Source organism: Streptomyces sp. NPDC006655 (genome assembly GCF_040703965.1).
GTDB lineage: Bacteria > Actinomycetota > Actinomycetes > Streptomycetales > Streptomycetaceae > Streptomyces.
Genome location: NZ_JBEYJU010000104.1, coordinates 1 through 22,765, shown reverse-complemented (window position 1 = coordinate 22,765; position 22,765 = coordinate 1). Strand labels below are relative to the sequence as shown.

At 69.6% G+C, this 22,765-nt stretch carries 20 protein-coding genes and 3 pseudogenes; 11 read left to right on the top strand and 12 right to left on the bottom strand.

Annotated elements, in window-relative coordinates:
- Positions 1 to 78: 78 nt before the first annotated feature.
- Both AB0958_RS37490 and AB0958_RS37485 read right to left on the bottom strand, forming a co-directional pair.
- Positions 79 to 390, bottom strand: coding sequence for a helix-turn-helix transcriptional regulator (locus AB0958_RS37490; RefSeq protein ID WP_366894966.1), 312 nt, complete (start codon positions 388 to 390; stop codon positions 79 to 81).
- A gap of 123 nt (positions 391 to 513) precedes the next feature.
- Complete coding sequence (locus tag AB0958_RS37485) at positions 514 to 1,122, bottom strand: carboxylesterase family protein (protein ID WP_366894956.1); 609 nt, start codon at positions 1,120 to 1,122, stop codon at positions 514 to 516.
- Positions 1,123 to 1,225: 103 nt separating this feature from the next.
- Between AB0958_RS37485 and AB0958_RS37480 the strand changes: the two are divergent.
- Positions 1,226 to 1,612, top strand: a pseudogene (locus AB0958_RS37480) (transposase); the annotation flags it as partial.
- Positions 1,613 to 1,771: 159 nt separating this feature from the next.
- On the opposite strand, the gene AB0958_RS37475 reads toward AB0958_RS37480, so the two are convergent.
- The 3 genes from AB0958_RS37475 to AB0958_RS37465 form a co-directional block, all read right to left on the bottom strand.
- Positions 1,772 to 3,040, bottom strand: a complete 1,269-nt coding sequence (locus tag AB0958_RS37475; RefSeq protein ID WP_366894955.1) for an MFS transporter — start codon at positions 3,038 to 3,040, stop codon at positions 1,772 to 1,774.
- Positions 3,041 to 3,096: 56 nt separating this feature from the next.
- The gene (locus AB0958_RS37470; RefSeq protein WP_366894954.1) at positions 3,097 to 4,218 is read right to left on the bottom strand and encodes a DUF5937 family protein; all 1,122 of its coding nucleotides are present in this window, start codon (positions 4,216 to 4,218) and stop codon (positions 3,097 to 3,099) included.
- A gap of 306 nt (positions 4,219 to 4,524) precedes the next feature.
- Complete coding sequence (locus AB0958_RS37465) at positions 4,525 to 6,195, bottom strand: CocE/NonD family hydrolase (RefSeq protein WP_366894953.1); 1,671 nt, start codon at positions 6,193 to 6,195, stop codon at positions 4,525 to 4,527.
- Between the two features lie 1,066 nt (positions 6,196 to 7,261).
- Between AB0958_RS37465 and AB0958_RS37460 the strand changes: the two genes are divergently transcribed.
- From AB0958_RS37460 to AB0958_RS37450, 3 genes are read left to right on the top strand one after another with little or no spacing between them, the layout of a single operon-like run.
- Entirely contained in the window at positions 7,262 to 7,855 is a 594-nt protein-coding gene (locus AB0958_RS37460; protein WP_366894952.1) for a hypothetical protein, read from the top strand.
- A gap of 32 nt (positions 7,856 to 7,887) precedes the next feature.
- Positions 7,888 to 8,991, top strand: coding sequence for a GAF domain-containing protein (locus AB0958_RS37455; RefSeq protein WP_366894951.1), 1,104 nt, complete (start codon positions 7,888 to 7,890; stop codon positions 8,989 to 8,991).
- Positions 8,967 to 9,590, top strand: a complete 624-nt coding sequence (locus tag AB0958_RS37450) for a response regulator transcription factor (protein WP_366894950.1) — start codon at positions 8,967 to 8,969, stop codon at positions 9,588 to 9,590. Before AB0958_RS37455 ends, AB0958_RS37450 begins: the two co-directional genes overlap by 25 nt.
- Here AB0958_RS37450 and AB0958_RS37445 read toward each other — a convergent pair.
- Entirely contained in the window at positions 9,506 to 10,708 is a 1,203-nt protein-coding gene (locus AB0958_RS37445) for a GAF domain-containing SpoIIE family protein phosphatase (RefSeq protein WP_366894949.1), read from the bottom strand. The genes AB0958_RS37450 and AB0958_RS37445 overlap by 85 nt on opposite strands.
- A 6-nt stretch (positions 10,709 to 10,714) precedes the next feature.
- On the opposite strand from AB0958_RS37445, the pseudogene AB0958_RS37440 reads away from it, so the two are divergent.
- Positions 10,715 to 10,858: pseudogene (locus tag AB0958_RS37440) on the top strand (O-acetyl-ADP-ribose deacetylase); the annotation flags it as partial.
- Positions 10,859 to 11,271: 413 nt separating this feature from the next.
- Here AB0958_RS37440 and AB0958_RS37435 read toward each other — a convergent pair.
- The 5 genes from AB0958_RS37435 to AB0958_RS37415 all read right to left on the bottom strand — a co-directional run bounded on the left by AB0958_RS37435 (position 11,272) and on the right by AB0958_RS37415 (position 16,018).
- Positions 11,272 to 12,450, bottom strand: a complete 1,179-nt coding sequence (locus AB0958_RS37435) for a S1 family peptidase (RefSeq protein ID WP_366894948.1) — start codon at positions 12,448 to 12,450, stop codon at positions 11,272 to 11,274.
- Positions 12,451 to 12,612: 162 nt separating this feature from the next.
- Positions 12,613 to 13,602, bottom strand: a complete 990-nt coding sequence (locus AB0958_RS37430; RefSeq protein ID WP_366894947.1) for a LysR family transcriptional regulator — start codon at positions 13,600 to 13,602, stop codon at positions 12,613 to 12,615.
- 141 nt (positions 13,603 to 13,743) lie between these two features.
- Positions 13,744 to 13,893 (bottom strand): hypothetical protein, encoded by a 150-nt coding sequence (locus AB0958_RS37425; protein WP_366894946.1) that lies wholly within the window; start codon positions 13,891 to 13,893, stop codon positions 13,744 to 13,746.
- 158 nt (positions 13,894 to 14,051) lie between these two features.
- Positions 14,052 to 15,356, bottom strand: coding sequence for a HAMP domain-containing sensor histidine kinase (locus AB0958_RS37420; RefSeq protein ID WP_366894945.1), 1,305 nt, complete (start codon positions 15,354 to 15,356; stop codon positions 14,052 to 14,054).
- The gene (locus AB0958_RS37415) at positions 15,353 to 16,018 is read right to left on the bottom strand and encodes a response regulator transcription factor (RefSeq protein ID WP_366894944.1); all 666 of its coding nucleotides are present in this window, start codon (positions 16,016 to 16,018) and stop codon (positions 15,353 to 15,355) included. Before AB0958_RS37415 ends, AB0958_RS37420 begins: the two co-directional genes overlap by 4 nt.
- 1,238 nt (positions 16,019 to 17,256) lie before the next feature.
- Here AB0958_RS37415 and AB0958_RS37410 point away from each other — a divergent pair.
- Together AB0958_RS37410 and AB0958_RS37405 are read left to right on the top strand one after the other, a co-directional pair.
- Complete coding sequence (locus AB0958_RS37410) at positions 17,257 to 18,765, top strand: multicopper oxidase family protein (RefSeq protein WP_366894943.1); 1,509 nt, start codon at positions 17,257 to 17,259, stop codon at positions 18,763 to 18,765.
- Positions 18,766 to 18,872: 107 nt separating this feature from the next.
- Positions 18,873 to 19,115 carry an XdhC family protein gene (locus AB0958_RS37405; protein ID WP_366894942.1) on the top strand — a complete coding sequence of 81 codons (243 nt, stop codon included), beginning with the start codon at positions 18,873 to 18,875 and terminating at the stop codon, positions 19,113 to 19,115.
- A gap of 75 nt (positions 19,116 to 19,190) precedes the next feature.
- Here the strand turns inward: AB0958_RS37405 and AB0958_RS37400 are convergent, their stop codons facing one another.
- Positions 19,191 to 19,661: a hypothetical protein gene (locus AB0958_RS37400; RefSeq protein WP_366894941.1), complete on the bottom strand. Its 471-nt coding sequence runs from the start codon at positions 19,659 to 19,661 to the stop codon at positions 19,191 to 19,193.
- 74 nt (positions 19,662 to 19,735) lie between these two features.
- Between AB0958_RS37400 and AB0958_RS37395 the strand changes: the two are divergent.
- The 4 genes and pseudogenes from AB0958_RS37395 to AB0958_RS37380 all read left to right on the top strand — a co-directional run.
- Positions 19,736 to 20,136 (top strand): annotated as a pseudogene (locus AB0958_RS37395) (hypothetical protein); the annotation flags it as partial.
- Positions 20,137 to 20,240: 104 nt separating this feature from the next.
- Positions 20,241 to 20,510, top strand: coding sequence for a cation:dicarboxylase symporter family transporter (locus AB0958_RS37390; protein ID WP_366894940.1), 270 nt, complete (start codon positions 20,241 to 20,243; stop codon positions 20,508 to 20,510).
- A 564-nt stretch (positions 20,511 to 21,074) separates the two neighbouring features.
- Entirely contained in the window at positions 21,075 to 22,001 is a 927-nt protein-coding gene (locus tag AB0958_RS37385) for an alpha/beta fold hydrolase (protein ID WP_366894939.1), read from the top strand.
- Positions 22,002 to 22,013: 12 nt separating this feature from the next.
- Positions 22,014 to 22,765 (top strand): short-chain dehydrogenase/reductase (locus AB0958_RS37380; RefSeq protein ID WP_366894938.1); only part of this gene is annotated, 752 nt, incomplete at its 3' end.

Below are 22,765 nucleotides of genomic sequence, written 5' to 3'. Positions count from 1 at the left end.
TGAGCGCATGGTTCGTTGATCGTGCGTTACCGCGCACGGCCGCCAATACGCCGACCGGTTCGGCGCCCGCCTGTGGCTTCACGAAGGAGGTGCGGGGGCGGTCGAGGTAGTACCGGCGCGCAGGCGGGTGATGTCCCGAACCGGCGGCAGTCCGTAGAAGGCCCGGTATTCGCGGCTGAACTGGGTCGCGCTGGTGTATCCCACGGTGTGGGCGACCTGCGCGGCGGTGACGTCGCCGGCCAACAGCTGGCGCCTGGCCGACAGCAGCCGCAGATGTTTCTGATAGCGCAGCGGGCTCATACCGGTCGCAGCCGTGAAATGCCGGTGGAGGGTCGCCGGGCTCATACCGGCCTCGGCGGCGATCTGGTCGATGTGCACCGGCTCGGTGATGCGGTCACTGAGCCAGGCGATGACGCCGCGGATCCGAGTGCTCGGGGTATCCGCGGCCTGTCGCAGCGCCGGGCCGAGCGGGCCGGTCAGCAGCCGGTAGATGATCTCTGGATTGGCCGGTGATCAGGCTGCGGCTGTGGTTGCCCGTACGGTACGTCGCCGCTTGAGCAGGTGACGGATGCCGAAGAAGGCGCCGGCCAGGACGGCAAGGAGGCTGACGGCGATGACGGTGGTCCAGACGGGGCCGATGAGCGCGATGATCACGCGTGGATCGTGCCAAGGGGTGCCGGGGTAGGTGAGCGGGGTGAGGTCCTGGAGGGTCGGCTTGGTGCCGCCGTAGGGCAGTGCGGAGAAGACCTTGCGTTCGTTGCTGAGCGGGTCGTTCTCGACGGTCGTCTTCTTGTCGATCACCAGGGTGGGGCGGTCGGTGAGGTTGTACTGCTTCCAGTCCGTGCGTCCTGGGGTGCCGGTTCTGGCGAAGGTGGTCCAGATGTCCTGGACCTGGCCGGACAGGCGGTGGCGCCAGGTGCCGGTGCCGTAGAAGTCGGGGTCGGCGGAGAAGTTCCCGAAGACGAAGCCCAGGTCGATGGCGTGGGGTGCGCCGTATGTGCCGCCGTCCTTGGGTGAGGGGGTGGTGAACAGGCCCAGCCAGACCGGCGCTCCACGGTGGGCCAGGACTTCGGCGGTGCGGATGGAGGGGGCGCGGAAGGCGACGTCACCGGCAAGGGCCATGCCCACCTGAGCCTCGGTCAGCTCGGGGCGGTTGTGGCGGTAGGCGGCGATGGCGGCATCGACATGGTCCTTGCCGACGAGGTTGGCCAGCCCGGGCCGGTAGAGGCGCGGGAACCCAGCCGATGCACCGCAACTGGTTCCTGGGGTGCAGCGTGCTGTGTCACTGACCGGCAGCCCGCCGGGCACCGTCGTCGCCGACCGTGGCTTCGGCACCGCGGCCAACGATCTGGCCCTGGCCGAACTCGGGGTCCAGCGGATCGGCCTGCAACGCGCCGGAAAACCTGGAAAGGCACGGCGTGAGTACGAACAGAGCCGCCCATTCCGGCGGATGCGCAACTGGAGAGTCGGCATCGAGGCCCGTATCAGTCACCTCAAGCGCGGCTTCGGCTTCCGTCGCACGCGCCTGCGCCGCCTGGCCGGTAGCCAGACCTGGGCCGGACTGGGGATCTTCGCCTACAACCTCCAGCGGATGACCGTCCTCGGCCGGTGACGGACACGACGCCGACCGGCCAGCGACACAAAGCCGTCGTCCAGCAGTGCTGGCCCGTCATCAGCCCAAACCCTTTTTCAGGGGCAAGTAGCTAGCGCCGTGGACAGTGCCTCGCACCACTGGCGGCCGGTCCTCGGCGTCCTGAGCTGATCCGCGCAGTCATTCCGGCTTGGCCGTGCTGACCGCTGTCTCGTCGGGCCCCGCAACGGTTGCCGTGCCGTCCGCCATGGTGAAGGGCTTCTGACCGGGCTGCCGTGCGCCAGCGCATGCGAGGGTGAGCGCGGCGGTCACGGCCAGGGCGACAACGGCGGCTCCTGAGAACAGGAAGGCGTTCGCGGCTCCGGCGAGGGTGATGGCGGTCGAGGCGACAAAGGGGGAGATCGCCAGGGCTCCTGCCACTCCGGCCTCCCACAGGCCGAGCGCCTTCGCCAGGTGGTGGCTGGGTATGCGCTGCTGCACCAGTGCGATCAAGGGAATGTCCGTGAGGGCCGAGGCCAGCCCCGTGGCGGTGAGCAGAACCGCCGCCACGGCATGGGAGGTGACCGTTCCCAGCGGGGCCCGGAAGATCCCGAGCAGGGCCCACGCCAGCACCGCGGTCAGTGCGAGTTGGCGGATGCGCAGGCCGGCCAGGAGCAGGGCGCCCGCCACTTCGGCGACCCCGGCGACGCCGAGCAGCAGGCCGTACTGGCCGCCCTGTCCCACGACCGCGACCAGCCCGACGGTCAGGAATCCGTTGGTCAGGGCGAGGGCGAGCACGAAGGTCACGATGACCACGAGTACGTCGGGGGCGGCCCGCACGGCCCTGAGCCCGGCGCCGAGATCGGACCACAGCCCCGTCTGACCGCTGGTCGGGGCGGGGCGGGTCACGCGGATGGCGGCCACGGCGGCCGCCGAGCCCAGGAAGGTGAGCCCGTTCACTACCAGTGCCGACTGCAGGGAGCCGAAGGCCAGCAGCGGCGCGAGCATGAGCGGGCCGACGAAGAAGGCGGCACGGAAGGCGACTTGCAGCAGCCCGTTGGCCTGCTGGAGGCGGTCGTCCGGCACGATCTGCGTGACGATGGCGTTGCGGGCCGGGGCGAATGGTGCGCCGATCAGCGCCAGGAGCGCCGTGGTCGCCACGAGCAGCGGCAGGTTCAGCAGGTTGAGGGAGAGCAGGACGAGAGCCACGGCCACCACGGCGAGCCGGGCCAGGTCGGTGGCGATCATCAGCTTCCGGCGGTCGCGGCGGTCGGCGTACGAGGCGGCGACGAAGGTGGCCACGAACGCGGGCGCGAACGCGGAGACGCTCACCACGGCGACGGCTGTGGGGTCCTTCGTCAGTGACCAGGCCAGCCAGGCGGTCGCGGCGGTGTACAGGCCGTCGCCGAAGCGTGAGATGCCCTGGCCGGCGAAGAGAAGCAGGAAGTTGCGGTCCTTCAGCAGTGACATGCCGCCACTGTCGGGTTCCGTCGGGAGCGTGATCCACTTATTAGGCAGATGGCTAATCAGTCGGACCCGGTCGTCTCGCCGTCGCCGTGCAGGAAGCTTTCCAGGCTGGGAGTCAGGCCCGTTACCTGTCCCGGCACCAGCCGGTACAGGACGTAGTAGCCCTCGCGGCGGCGCTCCAGCAGACCCGCGTCCGCCAGCACCCGCAGGTGCTTGGACAGGGCGGCCTCGCTGACGCCGACGAGCGGGGCCAACTCCTGGGTGCTGCGCGGGCGTTCGGCCAGCAGCCTGAGCGTGCGCAGCCGGGTGTCGTCGGCGAGCGCCCGCAACGTGCCGACGAGCTGGGTGGGGGGAATCCTCGGGCGGGCTTCCCGGACGATCGAGGACAGGGGGAAGACGAGCCCGAGGGGCCACGGACCGTCGCAGTTGACGCGTACGTGCGGCCACACATAGGCGCTGGGGGCGAGCACGAGGGTGTCGTCCGGGCCGATGGCCACCTCGTGGTCGTGCGGCCGCTCCAGCCAGAAGCGTTCAGCGCGCGGATCGCTGCGCACTTCCGGCCACAGCCCGCGCAGCATCCCGTACAGGCCGCGTTCCTCGATCTGGCGTCCGGCCTCACTGACGCCGGCGGCGAGTTCGGGTTCCAGCCGTGCCCATTCCTCCTCGAAGGCCTCCCGCCAGTAACGCTCCAGCATGCTCAGGAACCGTTCGAGCAGCGCGCCGGGGTCGTCGAGGAGCATCGCGGCCATCGCTTCGTCGCTCTCCCGGGCGACTCGCTCCCGCAACAGGCGGCGTACTTCCGGTTCGTGCAGCACCTGCGGATCTCTGCCCTCGCCGCCGCCCGGCCAGGGCGTGAGCAGGGGGACGGCGAACTCCAGGCGGACCAGTTCCGGATCCGCCCCGCGCAGGCCGGCCAGTTCGTCTTCGAAGTCCGCCAGTCGGCCGGTCGGCTGCGGAAAGAGGAACTCGGGGAAGTACGAGCGCACCGCGTAGGAGAACGCCTCGATCTCCCGCTTCAGCGCCGGCGACAGCTTGCGCATCGCACGCACCCAGCCGTGCTGGACGGGATGGTGCTTGGGCTCCACCAGCACATGGAGACTCAGTACGGCTTCCATCGTCGGCGAGTAGGCGAACCCCACCCGCTCCGCACCGCCGGCAGGGACCCGGAACACGATCGTCATAGCCCGTCATCCTTGCCGCACCGCGTCCACAACGGGAGACACGCGCCGGGGCGGCTTCTGCACCGCTTACCTGCGCGCGGCGGGCGGCCCTGCGGCAAGCGGGAATCGCCGCAGGGCCGTCCGGCAGTTCGAGTACTTCCGTATCCCGTCGATCACCAGTCGGTGATCACGCGACCGCCCGCACGGACCGTAGAACGAGCCAGCCCGGCCGATCATGTGACTGTTGCCTGATCTGCTCGTTCTCCGAGTGTTCGGCGGCCAGAACGCGGTGATCTGTGCATCCCCCCTTCCTTCACGGGGAGAGCGTCAAGGCCGGACGACGGGGAGAACGATGCGTGAGGGCCGTGCCGCGTCCTGCGCGATCTCCTGGCGTGCCGGGTGGAAGTCCGTTCCGCTGTCAGGGGACGCGCCGGTGCTGAGGTTGCGGTCCCAGCGTGGGAAGTTGCTGGAGGTGACGTGGACGCGCAGACGGTGACCGGCACGGAAGACATAGCTGGTCGACCACAGGTCGACGACGTGTTCGGCGAATTCACCGGGTGTGGTCTTCACCCGTGTGATTCCGTCGACGATGTTGAGGGACACCCCCTGGGAGTCGACGTCGCAGAGCCGGACCACCCAGTCCGTTGAAGGGGCATCGGTCGCGGCGTGGACGAAGGCGCGGATCCGGCCGGTGACTTCAAGGTCCTCGGCGAGGGGCTCGCTGGTGTACACCAGGACATCCGGCCGGGCCTCCACGGGGGCCTGGTCGAGCGGACCCGATCGGTACTCGCTGGACATCAGGGTCGCGCCGCCGACCGTCGGCACCGGATCGGCCGGATCATGGACGTACGTCTCGATGCCCCCGTCGGGTCCCGGAGCGTCGAACGCGAGCCCGCCGTCCGGGTGCAGGAACACGTCCGTGTCCACGGCACGGGCGAGCGGCCACTCCTGCTCCTCGCGCCACTCGTTCTTCCCCATCACGAACAGCAGAACCGGCGGGAGCTCAGGTCCCGACGGCGCGGCGCCGGGGGTGAGCCACTTCCGGAACCACATGGTCTGGACGTCGGTCAGTGTGCCGCGAAAACCGAGGAGATCGGCGCTCGCCGCCATCCCGAAGTTGACATCACCGATCTGCCCTGTGCGGTTCATGTGCGTCCAGGGTCCCATGATCAAGGTCGCTGGCCGTCCCGCCGCGCGGCTCTCGGTGTAGTTGTCCAGCGTGCCCTGGCAGAAGATGTCGTACCAGCCGCCGATGTTCAGACTGGGCAGGTCGACTTCCGCCTGGCGCCCCGCGACCCGGCAGGCCGCACTCCACTCCGGATCGTGCAGCGCGCGTTCGAAGCCGAGGTCCGGGATGCCGTGACGCTGGAAGGCGGGGTGGCGACCGGACGGGAGTTCCCAGTACCCGGAGGGGGCCGTCCGGTCCGTGTCGTGAATCAGGGCCCCGAGCGCCGGCCCCAGGGCGGCCGGGTCGTCGGCGTGCCGTTTCATCACGGTGTCCATGCCCTGCATCAGCGACCACGGCAGGGTGATGCCCAGCTCGATGGCCCCGCCACGGGCGAAGAGCCCGTCGTTCGGTTCGGAGAATGTGATCTGGGGGGCGATGGCCTGCAGCTCCGGGGGCTTGGACAGCGCCGCCATCCACTGGGTGTTGCCGAAATAGCTGCCCCCGATCATGCCGACCCGGCCGTTGGTGTCCGGCAGGGCGGCCGCCCAGCGGACCGTGTCATAGCCGTCATCGGCCTCGTATGTCCACGGCTCCCACTCGCCGTCCGAGGCGAAACGGCCCCGGGTGTCCTGGATGACGACGATGAACCCACCGCGTGCCAGGCCGAGCGGGTCCAACATGGCGCTCACCATTGCGAAGTTTTTTCCGTAGGGCAGCCGGGCGAGCAGCACCGGATACGGACCGCCCGAGGCGGGCCGGTAGATGTTGGCCCTCAGAACGGTGCCGTCTTGCATGGTGGCGGGGACGTCGTACTCGACCGTCACGTCCATGTGCCGGCCTCCTTCATGTTGCGCTGTGCGAGTGGGAATCCTCCGCACTCTTTCAAGCGGGAACCGGCCCCGGCACACCCATTCGGGTGTGGCGGGCTGCGCGGATCCGCGGTCTCCTCGGCTCGGACGACGAGGAGGTGCGTGGTGGACGAAACGGTCTCACCCGGAGGCATCCTGCGCCGTGCGGCAGCACGACACGGCGATAAGGTCGCCCTGGTGACGGCGGCCAGCATGATGACTTTCCGTGAGCTCTAGGCGGCAAGCGACCGCATCGCGGCGGCGCTGGCCGCACGCGGTGTGCGGGACACAGCGCTTACAAGGCGGGAGCCGTGGTCAATCCGGTCAACATCATGCTCACCCCGTGGAGTTGGCGTCCGTGCTCGGTGACTGCAATGCCGCCGCGGTGTTCACCAGCTCCGAGCGGGGGACTGACGTCCTGGCACTGACTCGCAGCCTGCCGAGCCTGGGCATGGTTGTATCGTTTGACGATCCGCTCCGGGGAGCCGTTTTTCGCTGAGTTGCTCGCCTCCGACGCGTCGTTCCCCGCCTTCGCCCCGGACCCGGCCGCGGACTCCGCGATCGGCCACACCTCCGGCACCACCGGGCGCCCCAAGGGGCGGAGCAGAGCCATCGGGCAGTCTTGCTGAACTGCGCGCTGACCGAGACCATGCACGGCCGTACCTCCGCGGACGTGGTGGTGACGGCGCTGCCCACTCCGCAACGTGGTGATCAACGGCACCTTCCCGGCCAGCGGCCACCGTGGTGCTGATGGAGCGGTTCAGCCTGGGCGAGGCGCTGCGGCTGATCCGCCGGCACTCCGCGACGATGTTCGAGGGATGCCCGCGATGTACGCGACGACGCTCGCCGACGCCGCGCTGGAGAGAGCCGATCTGTCGTCGCTGACCCGCTGCACCGTCGGCGGGCAGGCCATAGCGCTGTCCACAATCGGGCGACGGCAGGCCCGCTCGGGTACCCCCCTGATCGAGCTGTGGGGGGATGACCGAGATCGCAGGCCTGGGCACCACCCATACCCTGCATGCCCCTTCCGTCCCCTGGACCGATTGGCGTGTCCCTGCCCGGTGTGGAGGTGCGCGTCGCGGATCTGGACGACGTCACACACGACGCTCCCCTCGGCGAACCTGGCGAGCTCATGGTGCGCGGCCCGATCGTCATGCTCGGCTATCACAGCGATCCGCAGGCCACCGCCGAGACCATCGAGCCGGACGGCTGGCTGCACACCGGCGACATCGCCTCCACGACCGACACCGGGCACTTCTTCATCGTCGACCGCCGCAAGGACATGATCATCACGGGGGGTTACAACGTCTACCCGGCCGAGATCGAGCGGGTCGTCACCACGCATCCCGCGGTCGCCATGGTTGCGGTAGGGTCCGTGCCGGACCCGGTCAAGGGTGAGCTGGCGTGCGCGTACGTCGTACTCGCCCCGGGAGTGCACGCCACCGAGGACGAGGTGCTCGCCTTCGCCCGGCAGTCACTCGCCCCGGGAGTGCACGCCACCGAGGACGAGGTGCTCGCCTTCGCCCGGCAGTCACTCGCCGCGTACAAACGGCCGCGCCTGGTCCGCTTCGTCGACGACCTGCCCAGAACGTCCGCAGGCAAGATCATGCGACGTGAGCTGATCGAACAGTTCCAGCCGTGACAGGAACGAGACGTGCGGTGTTTGATGACGGTATGCCGGACTACCCGCTGCACCATCTCGGCGAGCAGTACGCGGAGCTCCTCGCGGCATTGGACCGCGGGGAGGCCCTGCGCCGCGCCCTCGCGCTCCTCGCCGGCGATTCGCGGGTGGCGTGGGCTGCCGGGCTCGGCTCGATGCAGGAACTGACCATCGAGCAGCTGGTCGGCGACAGGACCGGAATGCTGCGGGCTCTACGGGTGCCCCCGGGCGCCGGACTGACCGGCAAGGTCCACCGGTCCGGACAGGCCGAGTGGGTCAACGACTACTTCTCCAGCGCCGAGATCACGCACACCTTCGACCGGCACATTGCCGCCGAGGGCGTCCGCAGAGTCCTCGCCGTCCCCCTGATCAGAGACGGCGAGCCACTTGGCGTCCTCGCCCTCGGCCTCCGCTGGGAGGGTACCTTCGGCGACCGCGAAGTCGAACGCGTCTCGGCAGTGGCCACACGGGCCGCCCTCGCCGTGTCGATCGCCGAACGCGCCCGCCTGACCCGGGAGCTCGCCGTCCACGAGGAGCGGCAACGGCTCGCAGCCGACCTCCACGACAGCGTCGGCGCACTGCTGTTCGCCATCGGGTCCGGCATGGCCGACCTCGCCGAAGCCGGGGGCACCGACCCCGACCTGCGGGCACGGCTGAACCGTCTCCGGAGCCAGGCCGCGGACGCCACCACCGCCCTGCGCGAGTCCCTGCGCACGCTGCGGTCTTCCCCGGCCGCCCTGGCCCTCGGGGTCGCCCTGCGCGCGGACTGCACCGCCTTCTCCGACCGCACCGGCATCCCGGCCGAACTGGTCGTCCTGGACGGGGACCCGCCCGAGCTGCCCCCGTCCCGCTCGGACGTGCTCCTGGCAGCGGTCCGCGAGGCCCTGCTGAATGTCGAGAAACACGCCCACGCGAGCGCGGTGACCGTGTCGGTCGGGCGCAGCGGCGGGCTGCTGACCGTCGCCGTGCACGACGACGGCACCGGCCTGGCACCGGACCACGAGCCGGGCCTGGGGCTGACCAAGACCGCCGAGGCCCTCGGCCGGCTGGGCGGCTCCGTCCGCGTCCTCTGCGACCCGGACGGCGGCACGGTATGGCGGGCGCAGCTGCCATGCTGACGGGCCGGCCCACGCGGATCGTCATCGTGGACGACCACCCGGTCGTCCGCGACGGCGTCGTTGCGCAGCTGAACGGATACACCGACCTGGCCGTCGTCGGCCACGCCGAAACAGGCGCCGCCGCCGTCGAATTGTGCGCGCGAGAACAGCCCGACGTGGTCCTGCTCGACCTGCGCCTCCCCGACCGCCTCGCCGCCGACGTCGTCCCTGCGGTGCACCGGGTCAGTCCCGACAGCCGCGTCCTGCTCTTCACCGCCTTCCCCGAACACGCCGCAGTCGCACCAACGTTGGCCGCTGGAGCCAGCGGACTACTTGTCAAGGACGCCGGCGGCACGGCCGTGCGCGACGCGATCCGCAGCGTGGCCCGCACCGGCGCCTTCCGCGCCGATCGCCCCGACGCCTCCGCGGCTCCCGTCACCGCGCGCGAGTACGACGTGCTGCGCCTGGTCGCGGCCGGATACACCAACCCTGAGATCGGCGACGAGCTGAACCTGTCAGTCAACACCGTCAAGAGCTATCTCCGGGAAGTGATGCACAAGCTCGCCGCCCGCAACCGGGCCCACCTCATCGCCAACGCCCGCACGCATGGCCTGCTGTGACGGAGGATGAGCGGGCAACGGCACCTGTTGGTCGTGCCGTTCTCCGTGGTGAGCATGGCGGGGGCACGCCCCAGAGTTGTTCGATGAGCACGCTCGCCGTTATCCGGGGTGGTGGCGGAGGCATACGAGGGGTGGGTGACAGCGTCAGCCAGGATGCACCCGAGTTCGGCCAGTCCTTGGTCGATGTCGCGGGTGGCGGATTCGACAAGGCCGTCCGTGCAGAACACCAGGAGGCTGTCATCCGGCACATTCAGCTCAAGGGTCTCGAACGGGGGTTCCGCGGCGCCGAGGGGCGGGTCGACGGTGACATCCGGGCAGTGCACCGTGCCATCGGGGAGGACGATGAGCGGCGGCGGGTGGCCGGCCACCGAGAACGAGCAGAGCCGCGTCACCGGATCGAAGACCGCGTACAAGCAGGTCGCGTAGTAGTCGTCTCCGAGGTCACCGACCAGACCGTTCAGGTGGCTCAGCAGTTCGTCGGGATCCATGTCCAGGTCGGCAAGGGTGCATACGGCCGTTCTGAGCCGTCCCATGGTGGCGGCTTCGGCGATGCCGTGTCCCATCACATCACCGATGACCATGGCGACACGACCGGACGAGAGCCTGATGACGTCGTACCAGTCACCCCCGACCTCGCCACCCCTGCCGGCGGGCAGGTAGCGTGCAGCGGCGGAGACCGCGGGCAGGGAAGGCAGGCTCCGGGGCAGCAGACCACGCTGGAGTCCCTGAGCCCGTGTGTGTTCCGCGTCGTACAGGCGCGCCCGGTCGAGCGCCTGGGCGACCATACCGCTGAGTGCTGTGAGCAGGACGCGCTCCTCCTCGCTGAAGGTGTGCGGTCGGGAGAAGGAGACGACGCAGCAACCTATGGCATGGCCGGAGGCGATGAGCGGCAGGAACGCCCACGCCTTTTTCGGCGACGCCTCCGCCAGGTACTCCAGGTCGGGATAGTGCCGGACGAAGTCAGCCGGCGACTCGACGAACCTCGGCGTCCTGGAGCGGAGCACATCGGTGGCCGCGCTATTGGCGTTCAGTGGAATCCTGTCGATCTGGCGCAGGAACGCGCGGTTGTAGCCGATGGCGTCGACGACGCGGATGTGCACGCCCTCCACAGCTTCCACGGCCACTCCGGCGTGTACCGGTGGCCGATGGACGATGCGGCTCGTATCGCGGTGGAGACGGTGCGGGACACTCCGACGGGTGTCGAAGAGGTGCGGTTCGTCCTCTTCGATGACCGGGCGTACGAGGCGTTCTCCCGGCAACTCGGCTGACGGAAATCACGGTGGTAATCACCCATTGCGCTTGAGCCTCCTGGCAGGCGGGAATTGGACAGGCCGGCGTCCCGAGCAGGGACGCCGGCCTGTCCGGCGTTGTAATGTTGCCTGCCCATTTTTTGGCAGAGCGAGGCCGGAGACGCAGGACGCGGCGGCTTCTGGCGGCTTGTCGTCCTCGACCGCCTCACCTTCGTTGCCACCGAGGACGACACCACGTCTGAGCTGGTCGAACGGGCGCCGACCACGCCAAGCGGTCGCACACCGCTGTCACTCCTGCGACGTCGTGGCACGATCGAGGGGCGGCCTGCAGAAGGCCGCCCCTGACCGCTCCGCGGCCCTCACCCCTAAGTCGCCTGAGAAGCCCGCAGGTCAGACGGAGAACTTCGGCTGGAGTATCAGCCGGTCCTGGATCAACCGGTGGCCAGGGTCAGGCCGTAGGCCTGGAGGATCGGGTTGACGGGCTGGAAGTAGGTGGTTCCGCCGACGGTGCAGTTGCCGGAGCCGCCGGAGGTGACGCCCTGGGCCTGGTTGCCGGAGATGAACGAGCCGCCGGAGTCGCCGGGCTCGGCGCACGCGCTGGTACGGGTGAGGCCGAACACGCTGCCCTGCGCGTAGTTGACGGTGGCGTTGAACTGCTGGACCCTGCCGCAGCGCCAGCCCGTGGTGGAACCGGAACGGCAGACCGAGGAGCCGATGGGGGCGACGGCGGAGCCGGAGACCGTCACCGTGCCGCCGGCGTAGTTGTTGACCTGGGGCTGGGCCGTCCAGCTCGAATCGGCCTGCACCCACGAGTAGTCGTTGCCGGGGAAGGTCGAGCCCTGGAAGGTTCCTATGGAGGTGCCGTCCGGAGCCGCGGCGCTGGAGCCCGCTTGTCCGCAGTGGCCGGCGCTGACGAAGCCGGGCTGGCCGTTCTGGGTGACCGGGAAGCCGATCGAGCAGCGGGCGGCGCTGTTGATGAAGTAGGCGTCACCGCCGCGGAGGTCGGCCAGCGGCCGGGGTGCGTCCGAGACGCGGACGACTCGGACGAGGACGTGGTCCACTCCGGACCTGGCGAGGAAGTCCTTGGTGCGGTTGGTGTCGGTGGACTGGACGACGACGGTGTTGGCCGCTTGGTCGACGTACCACAGCGGCGTGTTCTTCGGGGTGGCGGTGCGGGCCGCCTTGTCGAGCGTGGCCTTGGCCCGGTCGAGTGCGGCGAGGGAGTTCCGGACGACCCGGGCTCGACCACCGCGCGCGACTATGGTCCGGGCGGCGGCGGGGTCGGTGGTGGCGACCGTCAGGGAGGTGTCGGAGTCGCTGAGCCAGGCGCCGGCCCAGCGGTTGCCGAGCGCCCGCTTGAGCGCTTCCTGCGTCGCGGCGGCCCGGGCTTCGCCGGCCAGGCGGGTTGCGGCGGCCTGCGGAGTGAGACCGAGGTCGCGCCGGAGCGCCGGGAGCAGGGCGGCGGGTACCGGGGCCGCAACCTCTTGATGGGCCGTCATGGCCCTGGCGATCGCTGTCTCGTTCGTGCTGGCGCCCGCCGGTGCGACCGTGGCGACCAGTGCGGCGATGGCCAGGGAACCTGCGGCAACCGCCTTGTGACGTCGGAGCATTGGGCTCTCCTTTGAGTGGGGGTTGCCGGAACCCTAGCCAGGATGGAAAGCGTTGGGGACATGTCAAAGTTCCCCTCTGTCGGCGCTATGGACCTGGCTGTAACACGGGAGGAGAAGGGCCGGTCAGGGCGTCGCGTCCGAGCGGGTCGGGGCCGGACGGGGTCAGCGGTCGGCCGAGAGTGGAGCGCCGCGTTCCCCGAGTCGTACGGCCGTTTCCTCCTGTCGCCGCAGCCATGCCGCGTACACCGGATTGCGGGCCGCCGCCTCCGCGTGTGCCGCTCTGGCGTGGCAGAGCAACTCGTCCGCGAGGTGCGCCGACGCATGCGGGCGCCAGCAGATCAGCTGACGCCAGCTCAACAGCGGTGGTGCCAGCGGAACGGTCACGGTGCCGGCGGGCGGCGGGAACGTCGCCCGGCACAGGGCGGCGGCCCGGTTCGAGAGGACGAGGTGAAGGCAGGAGGCAGCATCGGCCTCGTACACCGACCGGGGCAGGAAGCCCGCGCGGACGCAGGCGGCCGCGAAGCACTCTCCGAAGCAGCTCTCGCCGGGCGGCAGTGCCCAGCGCTCATCAGCGAACTGTTCGAGCCTCAACTCCCGTTCTCCTGCCAGCGGATGCTCCTCGTTGAGGAGGGCGAACACTGGGTCGACGGAGATCTCCCGCCATTCCAGCCGTTCGTCGCCCGTCGCATTGCGGTGCCCGCAGTACCCGGTCAGGGCGACGTCCAACCGACCGTCGACCACCCGGGTCACCAGCTCTGAGGCCGACATGGACGATTGAGTGCTCACCGCCAGCTCGGGCCGGGCTGTCGCCAGTCGGTCGACCAGTGCGCCCAGCAATGGACCGTGGGTCGCCCCCACATGCAGTTCGCTGTCCTCGCGCGCCGTGGTCGCGAACCGCAGGGCGTCCTCCTGCAGTTGACGCATCGCGGGCAGCAGAACTCGGCTCCGCTCCAGCACCAGAACGCCCAGCGGGGTCGGCTGTACGCCTTCCCGGCCCCGCTCGAAGAGTTTCCCGCCCACGGCGGCTTCGATCCGTTTCAGCTGGCTGGAGAGCGCCGATTGCGCGAGTCCCAGGCGGTCCGCCGCTTTGGTCACGCTTCCGGCATCACCGATGGCCCGGATCATCCTCAGATGACGAAACTCCAGATCCATGGGCAGCCCTTACGGTAGAAAGTCGGCGAATGGGTCGTCGGGGCGAAGAGCTGACGAGAGCTCGGTTCGTGGACGACGTCCTGCAGGACCGTCGAAGCAGCGACCAGATCACGGCGTCGTGATGGTGCCCGTCCAGGTGCACTAACCCCGCAGATGGTCTCCGGGAGGAATCCCGCCGACGAGGTCGCGGGCCCGCCACACCGTGCGCATGCCGTCGGCTCCCAGCCGCACCAGGAGTTCGAACCGCTCGGCCACCACATCGCCGACCATGTTCTCCCGCATCCGGGCCATGAAACCGATTCCTCGCTCCGCGCGCCTTCGGACCGGTCCCGTGGAACCGGTGGTGCACGTCCTTTGCTCGTTGCCTGCTGTTCGGGGGACCGCGGGAAGCCTGCCCGGAGGAACCTGAGGATTCGGTGAGGCGTCCCCACCAGGGCACGGGCGCCGTGTCAGGGCCGCTTCTGGTCCCGGACGGGCACGCTCAGGAGGAACCGGGACCCGCCGCGGGCACTGGGGACGACGGTGAGCGAGCCGCTGTGCGCATGGGCCACCCAGGCGGCGATGGACAGCCCGAGGCCGCTGGAACCGGAACCGCTGTGGAAGCGTTCGAACAGGGACTTCGCCTGGCCTGGCGGTATGCCGGGGCCCGCGTCGTCGACCGTGACAGTGCCGTCCGCGGTGACGGTGATCTCGACGTCGGCGGGCTCACCCGGGGTGTGGCCGTGGGCGAGCGCGTTGCCCAGCAGGTTGGCGACGGCACGGCGCAGCAGTCCCGCATCGGCGAGGACGACCACGGCTTCGGCCTGGACGGCCACCCAGTGCCCGTGCGCCGGGGCGTCGGCGACGACGGCATCGACGAGCTGGTCGAGCCGCAGTGGCTCCCGTTCCAGCGGGACGGCGCCGGCCATCAGCCGGGCGCGGGTGAGCAGATCGTCGACCAGCTCGCTCATCCGGGTGGACTGGCGCAGTGTGCGGCGCAGCACTTCGTGGCTGTCCGCCTCCCCGCGCAGGCCGGTCTCGGCGAGCAGCCGCATCGAGGTGACGGGAGTGCGCAGGTCGTGGGCGGCGTCGGCGAAGAAGGCCTCTTGCTGGTCGAGTGCGGTGAGCGCCGGCCGCACGGCGCGTCCGGCAAGCCAGCGGCCGGACATGGCCGAAACGGCTACCAGGACCGCGCAGGCGATGGTGAGGAACAGCGTCAGCCGCCTGTGGCTGTCCAGGTGCCCGGAGATGTCGACGGCCGCGACCACCACGGCGTCCGTGGTGCCGGCCGGTCCGGTGACGGGCTCGGCGGACAGGCGCAGCCGGCTGCCCTTCGGTGTGGTCGCGGTGCTCAAGGCGCCGTGTCCCTCCCGGGCGGCCCCGGCAGCGGCCTCCTGCAGGGCCTCGGCGGGGACGGCCAGGCAGGGCCGGCGCGGTGAGACCACGCGGGACACGTGCCCCCCACCAGCGGTGAACAGGGTCACCGGGGGACAGTCGAACCCACCGTCCTTCGGGGCCGGGTATGCGAGGACACCGTCCTCATCAGGGGTGAGGCCGGCGGCGATGTCGCTGGTCCGCGTCTGCAGGTCGGAGTCGACCTGGTCGCGCCAGGACGCGCCGTCAGCGTGCAAAGCGAAGACCGTCATGCCGATCAGGCCGAGCGCGCTTACGAGGGTGAAGAGCAGGGTGATGCGTCGTCGCATCCGGTGGATCCGGCCGGTCGGCGTCGGCGGCGTCCGGCGGCGTGTCCGGCCCGCCGCGACGCGTGGTCTCATGCCGGGGGCTCCAGCCGGTACCCGATCCCGCGCACGGTGTGGATCAGCGGCGGATCGCCCAGCTTGCGGCGCAGCTGGGAGACCAGGACCTCGACCACGTTGGAGTTCGGCTCGGTCAGCTCGTCCCAGCAGCGCTCTGTGAGCTCGGTGCGCCGTACGGCCTCGCCGGGCCGGGTGGCGAGGATTTCCAGCACGGCGAACTCCTTGACGGTGAGCGTCAGCAGGACGCCGTCGCGGTGGACCGTGCGGCGGGCCGAGTCGACCTCCAGTCCGCCACAGCGGATCACCGACGGCCGGACTGCGGTGGTTCGCCGGCACAGGTTCCGCACCCGGGCGACCAGCTCGGGGACGGCGAACGGCTTGACCAGGTAGTCGTCGCCGCCGGTGGCGAAGCCCTCGACGCGGTCGGCGACGGAGTCGCGCGCAGTGAGGAAGAGGACCGGTACGGTGCTGCCGTCCGCCCTCATCCGGTGCACGTACTCCGCGGAGTCGCCGGACGGCAGCATCCGGTCGAAGACGACACAGTCGTAGCCGGTGACGTACAGCGCCTCGTCGGCGGCGGGGAGGTCCCCGGCCTCGTCGACGGCCAGCCCTCCGCCGCGCAGTGCGGCAGCCACGGCGAACCGCAGGTCATCGTCGTCCTCGACCACCAGTACGCGCATGTCGGCCAGGATAGGCGTCGACAGGTGCTGCGGCGTCGGCGAGGACATGAAGGCGCTCACAGGCTCCGGTGGATTCCTGTCGTCACCGCTCAACCCTGTCGTCACCGCTGAACCTCTCCACCATCGACGGGTCTCCCAGCCCACGTCGAACCATGGGGCGGGGTGGCGGTGCCTCGCCGATGACCAGGGGGAACGTCTCATCGGAAGGCACCGCCACTCATCGGCCCACGACCACCAACGGCTCCGGACCGACAGAGTCGGCGGCGCGACCCTCCGTCCGGGGTGAAACGGAGGGCGCTGCTGCCGACACGAACGATCATCACAGGGGAAACCTGAGCATTCGGTGAGCTCCGCCGCCTTCGCCTGCCGCCGCAGCCCTGGACGCCGGCCCAACCGGGCTCATCGCGCGACTCGCGTCATCCGGGCAGGGGAGCGTGGTGAGCTGGTGGTGCCGCACGCCCGAGTCCGCCGCTGCCCGGCCGCGGTAGCGGCCGCCAGGGTCGCCGCCAGTGCGAGAGCCGGCAATCCGGCCCGATGCGCCTGGGGCCCGGCCCGCTGCCGAAGCATGGCTCCGCAGCCCGGCCGGATCAGGTCCCGGCGGAGCCGCACCGGGTCATCCCCGGCCACCACTACTCGCACGCGGCTGTGCGACACAACCGGGCCGCGGACGGCGCGCGCAGTCCGCCCTCATCAAATCCTCAGGGTTCCTCAGGAAGTCTCCAGGGCTGTCATGGAATCAACCAAGGAGGGGCGCGGTCGTGCAGTCGTTTGTGTACGTAGGGAGCACGCAGGGTGGGGAGCGGGCGTGGTGAAGGCCGGAGGGCGGAGGCGACGGGCGGTACATGGCAGTGGGGCCGGTCACCGCACTCGCGGCGACGGGCTCCACTGCATCTCGGGCCTTGGATCTTGCTTCCGCGGGCCACTGCTGTGCCTGACGCCAGGTTCGGCCATGCCGACCCGGCCCCGGGGCGTGGCTTAGATCAGGTGGTCCAACCTGGGGCTTTTTGCTCCCCGTTCAGCAGTTATACCCAGAGAGGAATAGTTTTTTGACCGCACGCTCGACCGCGAGTCGATCGCCCATCACCCGCCTCGGAGTCCTCGCTGTCGGGGCCACTCTCCTGTTTTCGTGCCTCGCAGGCTGCGTGGGCGCAAAGCCGAACTCGGCGGCCAGTGGAAGAAAACCAGACTCGGCCGCTACTGGAAAGCCACTTCCGACTACCCAAAAGCAGGCGGCTGGCATGGTGACCGGCGCTGCGCTGGTGGAACCGCCCGAACTCAACAAGGCAACCCCTGAGGATCTGACGGTTGAGCTGACGACGGTTGAGAAAGAGGTGATGATTTCGGGCAAGAAGGTGCTCGCGGAGACCTACAACGGAAGCCTCGTCGGGCCGACCCTCCATGCTGTTCCTGGCCAGCGTGTCACCTTGAAACTGACCAACAAACTCGGCACGTCCACCAACTTGCACTTCCACGGGATGCACCTGTCACCGAAGGGAAGCGCGGACAACATCATGCTGTCCGCCAAGCCTGGCCAGACTCTGACCTACCATCTCGACATTCCCGCAAACCAGGCACCCGGTACTTACTGGTACCACGACCATGAAATGTGCATTAGGGACGGCGAGCCGATGCCGGGGATGAAGATGTCCTCCAGGGACGGCGAGTCGATGCCGGGGATGGATATGTCCTCTGCCCCAGCGAATGCTCGCTGCAATGGAACCGAGAGCCAGATCGGGGCGGGGCTGTCGGGAACAATCATTGTCGGGGACAGTCGCGAATCGTTGCCGCCGGCCTACCGCCAGATCACCGCTCATACCTTGGCACTCAAGGACGCCCAGATCAGCGGAACCAGCTCGATCGTCTACCCGGACGGGGTCCTGGAGCCCGCATCGCCGACGGTCCGCCTGGTCAACGGTCAGTACCGGCCCGCGCTGAACGTGAAAGCCGGCGAAACCCAGTTGTGGCGCATCGCCAACGAGGGTTACGCCATCGTCTACGATCTCCAGCTCGGCGGCGGCACCTTCACCGTCGTCGGCCAGGACGGGACTCCCTCCGCGGCGCCGACCCGGGTAAAGCACCTTCTGGTTCCGCCCGGCGGACGCTTCGACGTCCTGGTGACCGCCGGAGACCCCGGATCAACCTGGCTCAGAACCCTCCACCACGAGGCCGGGTCGCCGGGCGACGGCGACGTCTACCCCGACACCCCCCTCATGAAGGTCAATGTCCAACAGGGCAGCGGGAGCGCGGGGCCGGCTGCCACTGGGGGACCGTCGGGCATGGTCACCTCGCCCCAGATTGCCGGACCGCTTCCCGGATCCGAACCCGATCTGTCCGGAGAACCCATCGCCCAATCCCGAAGCGTGGCCCTGAGCGACGACGGCGGCAACAACTTCTGGATCAACGGCAAGCTGTTCGACATGAAGATGCCGACTTTCAAGAAACCGGCCACACTCGGAACAGTCGAAGAATGGACGCTCACTAACACGAGTGGCCACGATCATCCGTTCCATCTCCATATCGCACCGTTCCAGGTCCTCAGTGTGAACGGCGTCGCCCAGCCTCCCGCCGACTACATGGACACCGTGAGCGTCCCCCACAAGGTCAATGGAAAAGCTGGCAAAGTAGTGATCCGGATCCGCTTTACGGACTTCACCGGAATATGGATGTTCCACTGCCACATCACTGGACACGAGGACAACGGGATGATGGGCTACGTGAACGTCATTGCTGCCGGCAGCACGGGCTGAGCAGCACGTCAGCGCCGACTGGTGCGGCGCGGGTTCGCAGGCGGACACACGCCTTGGCATCCCGCTCAGTACTCCAGCCGGAGATGTGATCTTGCTGGTGGGGGCCGGTGAGAAGAGAGCGGCTCGAGGCCCTGCGCGCCACGGACCTGCGGGAAGACCGACTGGCCCGGCTCCACTCACCTGTCGGACTGGACATCGGCGCGAACACACCGGAGGAGACCGCGATTTCCATCGCCGCGGACATCATCGCCGCCCGCACCGGCACGCCGTGCAGCCCGTTGCACACCACCGACGGCCCCATCCACCGCTCAGCGGTACTGTGCGGGCGGCGCTGGCATCGATTCCCATGACGGCGGCTCCCAGCCGGTTGATGTCAGGGCTGTGCAGCACAGCGGGAGCCCCGCCTCGGAGGTGGACGACGGCGATCATCGCGCGGCCCAGCTGCTCGGCCGTGGTCGTGTGCGACGGTGCCATCCCGTGCAGCAGGGGTACAGCCACGACGTGAGCCGGTACATCAGACGGTAGGCCGGGGTTTGAGAGACGGCGCCGTTGCGGGGCCGGATGTAAGCGGGCCGGAAGACATAGGCGCTGAACGGCATTCTCAGCTGTTCGTTCTCGGTACGCCCCAGGACCCGGGCCCACACCGAGCGGCCCGCTTCAGAGGCGCCCTCCCCCGACACGAAGGTGAAGGTCAGGGACGGGCTGGCGGCGCTCACCGCGTCGGCAGCCGCCAGCGTGTGGTCATGGGTGATCCGGGAGTACTCCTCCTCGCTGCGGCCGGCCGAGGAGACACCCGCGCAGTAGAAGCAGGCGTCCAGATCCTCGAACTCGCCTTGAACGGCCGTGAAATCCGTGAAATCGGTATGGACGACCTGCCGGACCGTCCGATGGTCCACGTCCAGAAGTGTGCGCACTCAGGGTGATCGACCGCAGCACGCTGGACGATCCGCCATGGACTCTTGGGTACAAGAGCGGGCACCGAGCGGCGGCCGGACCGTACGTCGACTACCTCTGCACCGACGAGTACAGCCTCACCCTGTCCGCGCCGGTGGAGCTGGCGGGCCGGTTCGTGGGCGTGGCCGCGGCCGATGTGCACCTGCGGCATTTCGAGGCGGCCGCGCTGCCCCTGCTGCGCGAGTGCCCGAACCCGCCCATCTGGTGAACGCCCGCGGCCGGGTGGCAACCTCCACTGACCTGGCGCGTCTGGCCGGCTCCCTGACGAAGGGGCCCGACTTCGTCGGCGTACGGGAACACGGGCGGGCGGACACCTTCCGCGGACTGCGCCTCGTGCCGTGCCGGGGCGTGCCGCTGGTACTGGCCGTGGCTTCCGGATGCGCCGCAAGCCCCCGGTCCCGGCCAGTACGTGGGTGAACCGGCCCCGGAGATCAGGTTGGCACGTACCGTGCAACACCGTTGCGTTTACTTCCGTGAGCGGTTCGTGAGCCCGTGTCCGAAGAACGTGACGGCGGTCTGGATTGTTCAGCGCGACCTGCATCGCCTACGTCCTCGTCGTCCTCGGCGCCATCATGCGGGCCCGCCGCCTGAGCCTGTTCGGCCTCATCCGCTTCCTCAAGGCCGAACTGCTCGTCGCCCTCAGCACCTGTTCCATCGAGGCCGTCCTGCCCCAGCTGGTACGCAAACTGGAGATCCTCGGCATCGGTCGGCCCGTGGTCGGCATCGTCATCCCCTCCGGGGTCCGGAGCGGAACTGTCAGCGGCTGCGTTGCGCGGGTCGGCCCGCGGTGAGGGGGCGGGCTGGCGCGGCCACGGGAAGGGACCGGCGGCGGTGAGGTGCGCTCACGCGGGCCTGGCGCAAGAACGTCTCGCCGTCGGTGAGCCAGGTCTCGATGGCCCCCACGCGCGTGCACGGCGTTGCTGCGGTGGCACAGAACCGCCGTCGACTACCTCGTCCGGCAGGGCCTCGGCATCGGCCAGGGCGTCGGCCAGGCGGGACAGCGCCGTGGCGTCGTCGGGCCACGGGCTGCTGGCAGGGCGGCACCGGTCGATCAGCGTCGGGGCGTGATCGACGACGGCGAGGAACCGGCGCCAGGCATGGTCGAGGGGGTCCTCGGTCGCGGGGCCGGAGGCAGCGGCCCTCAGCGGGGTGGCGTCGCTGTAGCGGCGGGAGTCGACCAATGGCTGCCGGGTGTGGTGCTGAGGTAGGGCGTGGCTCAGGACCCAGCGGAGACGTGACGGGTTCGTTGCCGTCGATTTGCTTTACACCCCTGCAATATTGGATTAACTTCCAATGTTGGAAGTGGTTCCAAGTTTCCGCGAACCCAACGATGCGAGCCGTGTTACGGAGGTCCGATGACCGACCGATTGGATGTGACGTTTCCTTCGGGGCCGGACGAGTGTCACGCCTGGCTGTACCTGCCCGAGGGCGGGGGCCGGCGTCCCGTGGTGGTCATGGCACACGGTCTCGGTGGGGTCCGCGAGATGCGGCTGGATGCCTACGCCGAGCGTTTCGCCGCCGCCGGCTACGCATGCCTGGTGTTCGACTACCGGCACTTCGGGGCCAGCGGCGGTCAGCCGCGACAGCTCCTGAGCATCGGACGACAGCTCCAGGACTGGCGGGCCGCCGTGGCGTACGCGCGGTCCCGGCCGGAGACCGATCCCCGGCGCGTGGTCCTGTGGGGCACCTCTTTCGGCGGCGGCCATGTCCTGGCGACAGCCGCCCAGGACCCAGCCGTCGTCGCCGTCATCGCCCAGGGCCTGTTCACCGATGGTGTCGCCTCTGCCCTGGCGATGCGCCCGGACACCTCGGTGAAGGTGATGGCCCGCGCGGTCCGTGACGTGGTCGGCGCCCGCCTAAGGCGCCCTCCCGTCATGGTCGCGACGGCGGGGCCGCCCGGATCCGCCGCGCTGATGACCGCTGCGGACGCCGAGCCCGGCTACCTGGCCCTCGTGCCCAACGACGCGCACTTCTCCAACCAGGTTGCGGCACGTTTCGCCCTGGACATCCTCCGCTACCGGCCGGGCCGCCGGACCGCGAAGATCGCATGCCCGGTGCTGTTCTGCGTATGCGAGCACGACAGCGTGGCCCCCGCGCGGCCCACCCTGCGCCATGCCCGCAGGGCCCCGCGCGGCGAGATCCGCCTCTACCCCGACGGCCACTTCGACATCTACCTCGGCGAGCCCTTCGAACGCGTCCTCCACGACCAGCTCGCCTTCCTGGCGCGGCACGTCCCCATCGGCTCCGCACCCGGTGAAGCCCCGGGACCCACGACACCCTGAAAGAGGTACGAGGTGCTCACCTACCCGATTGCGGGGAAGACCGTCTTCATCACCGGCGCAGCCGGAGGCATCGGTGCGGCCACCGCCCGCACGCTGCACTCGCGCGGAGCCAACGTGGTCCTCGCCGACCGGGGCATCGACGCCATATCGGCCCTCGCCCGCGACCTCGGCGGCGACAGGACACTGGCGCTGTCGGTGGATGTCACCGACCGCGCCGCACTGGCCGACGCGGTGGACCGTACGGTCGACCGGTTCGGCGGCCTGGATGTCGTCTTCGCCAACGCGGGGATCGCGGCCGATCCGCCGGCGACGATCGCCACCATCGACCCGGCCATGTTCGAGCGCGTCGTCGAAGTGGACCTGCTGGGCGTCTGGCGCACCGTTCGTGCCGCACTGCCGCACGTTATCGCGGCGCGCGGGCACGTCCTGGTCACCGCTTCGGTGTACGCCTACTTCAACGGCATGACCAACGCCCCCTACGCCATGTCGAAGGCCGGCGTCGAGCAGTTCGGCCGCGCCCTGCGCGCCGAACTCGGCATCCACGGCGCCAGCGCCGGGGTGCTCTACCCCGGCTGGGTCCACACGCCCATCGCTGGAGCAGCCTTCGGAAGCAACGACATCACCACCCGCATGCGCGAGATCGCCTTCCCGTCCCTGCTCGGCAAGGCCATCGCCCCCACGCGCGTCGCGGACGCCGTCGTCCGCGGCATCGAGAACCGCTCGGCCCGTGTCATGGTCCCCCGCAGGTGGGTACCGTTTTCGGC